The organism is Protofrankia sp. Cr1 (genome assembly GCF_963555865.1).
In the GTDB taxonomy this organism is placed as follows: domain Bacteria; phylum Actinomycetota; class Actinomycetes; order Frankiales; family Frankiaceae; genus Protofrankia.
The window spans coordinates 1-3949 of sequence record NZ_CAUVXO010000481.1 but is presented as its reverse complement, the minus strand read 5'-3'; the positions used below and the strand labels follow the sequence as shown (position 1 = coordinate 3949).

General features: G+C 67.9%; 5 protein-coding genes. All 5 read left to right on the top strand.

The features are described from left to right. The first annotated feature begins 27 nt into the window (after nucleotides 1–27). The 5 genes from U9980_RS24170 to U9980_RS24150 all read left to right on the top strand — a co-directional run bounded on the left by U9980_RS24170 (nucleotide 28) and on the right by U9980_RS24150 (nucleotide 3895). Complete coding sequence (locus U9980_RS24170) at nucleotides 28–951, top strand: TerB family tellurite resistance protein (protein ID WP_416210382.1); 924 nt, start codon at nucleotides 28–30, stop codon at nucleotides 949–951. 341 nt (nucleotides 952–1292) lie between these two features. Beyond that, nucleotides 1293–2207: a hypothetical protein gene (locus tag U9980_RS24165; protein ID WP_322770032.1), complete on the top strand. Its 915-nt coding sequence runs from the start codon at nucleotides 1293–1295 to the stop codon at nucleotides 2205–2207. Between the two features lie 14 nt (nucleotides 2208–2221). After that, nucleotides 2222–2458, top strand: coding sequence for a hypothetical protein (locus U9980_RS24160; protein ID WP_322770031.1), 237 nt, complete (start codon nucleotides 2222–2224; stop codon nucleotides 2456–2458). Nucleotides 2459–2546: 88 nt separating this feature from the next. Continuing rightward, complete coding sequence (locus U9980_RS24155) at nucleotides 2547–3227, top strand: hypothetical protein (protein ID WP_322770030.1); 681 nt, start codon at nucleotides 2547–2549, stop codon at nucleotides 3225–3227. Beyond that, nucleotides 3224–3895: an ABC transporter ATP-binding protein gene (locus tag U9980_RS24150; protein WP_322770029.1), complete on the top strand. Its 672-nt coding sequence runs from the start codon at nucleotides 3224–3226 to the stop codon at nucleotides 3893–3895. The genes U9980_RS24155 and U9980_RS24150 overlap by 4 nt, the downstream gene beginning before the upstream one ends. Nucleotides 3896–3949 lie beyond the last annotated feature (54 nt).

Here is a 3949-nt window from a genome sequence, read left to right as displayed (position 1 = left end):
CCACGGCCATCACGGAGAGGGTTTCGGATGCTCGGCCTTGCCGCGATCCAGCTCGACGTTCGACTGGTGCTACGGGTGGATGACCGGGTGCTCCTTGCTCGGCCACCCGGGGACCTCTGGTATGTCCTGCCGGGTGGGCCGGTCCAACCGGGTGAGGACATCGAGGACACGCTTGGTGGCCATCTCGACGGTGTTGGCGACATGACCACCATGGTTCGGGAGTTCGTCGGCGTCGTGGAGCACAGCCACCGACAGTCGAGCGATATGCCCGGTCCGGCCACGGCCCTGGCAGCCGGGCACGAGTTGACGATCCTGTTCGCCACCGTCTGGCCGGCGGACACGGCGGTGCCCGCCGCGTGGCAGCACTGCCCGCTGGTAGCTGTCGGCATCGATGTACTGCTGGCGACACGGCTGCGTCCGTTGCCGGTCGCCTGGGCGGTGCGGCGGTGGCTGGCCGAGGGATGGCCGCTGTGGCAGGGCATACCGCCAGCGGCCACCGAGATGGGCTGGGGCCGGCTGCGTCCCTCGGTCGCGTCGCTGCGCGCGCAGCTGACCGCATTCCGCGACGACCTACGCGGTAGCGCATTCCGCGACGCCTCGGTCGCCATCTGCGCCCTGGTGACCGCCGCCGATGGCCGCATCGACCCGGCCGAACGGGAGGGAATGCGCGGTTTTGTCGCCACCGACCCGGTGATGGCGAGCTTCCCGGCAGCCGAATTAGAGCAGTTGTTCGACATGCATCTGGCGCGGCTGCAGAGCGACTTCGCCGCGGGAAAACGGGCGGCCCTTGCCGAGATCGCCAAGGTACGGGGACGGGCCGTCGAGGCCCGTGCCGTGGTGCGCATCGGCGAGGTCATCGGCCGTGTCGACGGCGCGTTCGCGCCCAGTGAACAAGCAGTGGTCCGGGAGGCGATCGACGTGCTCGGCCTCGACCCAACCGAGTTCGCCTAACAGAGTGTTGCCTGAATTGATCGGTGGGTGGGGGCCTGTCTGGTGTGTGTCGGCAGGCGCGGGGTTGACGGCCGGCGGTTACCGGGATCGACAGGCGTGGCCCACCCACCCGACAGGTCAGGTGAGACCCGTTCTCGTCACATGGCGTTCATCTGTATGAGATCAAATAGTGGCGTCGACGGGAACAGCTTGCTATCTTGTTGGCTTGTTGTCGCTTGTCGCGCATCGGCACGACAAGCTCCAGCGCCCTTCTCGCTCTGATGTCGGCCGTGTATCTTGGACCTGATCCGGTGTCGGCGCAATGCTGACCCGCGCTGGGGGGCAAAGAGCAAGGGACACGAGTGTACTTTTTGGATTTCGTCGCGGTTCTTGTCCGTCGCTGGTATATCCTGATCATCGGGATTATTCTGACCGGCCTGGCCGGGGTGGGCGTGCACGCCGCCATCGGTCCGACATTCCAAGCCCATGCGGCGGTGGTGATACTGCCGCCGACGTCGGACTCCGGGACCACCAGCACGGCGGCGAGCCGAAACCCGTATCTGTCCATTCCGTTAGGTAACACTGCGGATGTTCTTGCTCGGATCATGGGGACCGACGGTGTTCGGCAGGAGCTCAAGGCCGCACACGCCACGTCGCCCTTCACCATCGTGCTGGTCGCCGATGGTTCTCCGGTGCTGGAGATTGCCGCCACGGACGCATCGCCGGCTGCCGCGACCAACACGGCATCCGTGCTGGTGACGGTGGCCGGGACCGAGCTTGAAAAGCTGCAGGTCATGCAGAACGTGCCGAAGAATGCGATGATCCGGGCCAGTCAGCTTATTTCCCCGACCGAGCCCGATGTACTCCACGGGAGTCAGACCCAGGCGCTACTCGGTGTAGTCGCGCTCGGTCTCATTCTTTCGGTCACGGTGTGCTTCGCGGCCGAGGGGGCCTTTACCGGCCGGGGTGCGGCCCTGGCCGCCGCGGTCCGCGGCCGGCGCGCCACCGGCTCACGGGGTCGGGCGGGTTCAAAGGGTGCCACCCGGTCACCGGGCGATTCCGGTAGGTCCGCGCCGCCGGCCAGGGCAGGCGGCGTCGCGGATCGGGCGGAAGACGACGGCGATGACGCTGACTCCGAGGATCTGGAGGATCTGGAGGATCTGGACGGCGACGGCGACGGCGACGGCGACGACGAGGAACAGGGGCCGGCGCAGCCGCGGGACACGCGTGGGACCACGATGGTTCTGGTAGGCCGGCGTCGCCGTTCCGAGGAGTAGTCGGCCGATGCGTCGTGGTCTGCCTGTTCTGGTGGATCCTCGCGATCATGCTGTCGTTCGGGGGCATGCCACAGGACATCAAGATCGACCCATGGGGTGAGGTGCGCTACGTCGCCGACATGATGGCCAACGGCCTGCACCTCGTCGACCCGGTCCGGCTTGTCACGATCGGGTTCCTGCCCACCGGCAAGGGGACGCATGGGCTGTACCCGACCCGGGATGCGACCGCGATGTACGGCATCCTGCGCTGACCGACCGCTTCTCCTCGCCGAGCACGAAGACCGTGCCGCCGGCTGAGGGTTCAGCTTCTGTTAAGCGGCGTCGCGGCATGGTCGGCCTATGTGGACACGAAAGTTGGTGGCGGTCTGGGGGCTGGTGCTGGTGGGGCTCTTCTCCGTGGGTGTCCTGGCTTCCTGCGGTTCATCCTCCAGTACGCCGTCGTCCTCGGGAGCCCCTGGGAGCTCCGGATCGTCGCAGACCCCGGCTCCGCCCACGGCGGCCGGCGGGGGTGCCTCGGCTGACGGATCCCAGGAACCGGTCCCGGCGGAGCGGAACCCACCGGGAGATATTCCGGACAATATCGGCTTCATTAATTATATGAATGCTCCGGGTGGCTATTCCCTTGTTCGTCCCGAGGGCTGGGCAGAGACGACGGCTGGTGCGCGGGCCTTGTTCGTCGACAAGCTGAACGGTATCGCCGCCGAGGCGGTGGGGGGGAGCCAGGCGCCGAGCGTGGCCGACGCGGCCGCTCACGAGATACCGCGGCTGCGCTCGACGCAGCCGGCGTTCGAAGCGCGGTCGGTCGATCCGGTGAGCCTGCCGGCAGGATCCGGCGTGAAGATCGTGTACCGGCGGAACTCCGCTCCCGATCCGGTGACCGGCAGGCAGTACCGCGACGAGGTGGAGGAATACCTGATCGCCAGGGGCGGGAAGACCGTCCGTCTCGACCTCTACGGGCCGGTGGGCGCCGACAATGTTGACGCCTACCACACGATCACGCAGAGCTTGAGGCTGTCGTGATCGTGCTGGAGGCTCGTGGCCTGCACCGGTTCTATCGCCGTGGTGGCCGGGTCGACAGCGAGGTCGCGGCGTTGCGGGATGTCGACCTGGCCGTGCGAGCCGGCGAGATGGTCGCGGTCGTGGGTCCCTCGGGTTCGGGAAAATCCACGCTGCTGGCGCTGTTGGCCGGCATCGATGATCCTGACGGCGGCGGCGTGTGGCTGACCGGAGAGCGGATGTCGCACCGGTCGCCCGCGGACCAGGCGCGGCTGCGGGGCCGTCACCTGGGCGTCCTCACGCAGGGAAGCGGCCTGATCAATCACCTGTCGGTGCGGGAGAACGTGCTGCTGGCCGCGTCGTTGCGCCCACACCCGCGACCGGGCAGGGTGCAGGCGGATCAGCTGCTGGAGCGGCTTGGTCTGGAGACGCGGCGGCATTCCCGTCCCTCGACACTGTCTGGTGGGGAGGCCGCACGCGCCAATCTCGCGGTCGCGATGATCGGTGATCCCGCGGTGCTGCTCGCGGACGAACCGACGGCGGAGGTGAACCGGGCTGAGGAGGCGGACGTGCTGCGGCTGCTGCGTGCGCAACGCCCTCGCGCGAGCGCCGTCGTGGTGGTCACCCATTCGGCGGCGGTCGCGCGGGTGGCGGACCGGACGATCACCATCACGGCCGGGCGGATCACATGAGTGTGCTGGTGGAGGCCGTCGAGCTGGAGATCTCGTATAAGCGCACCCCGGTGC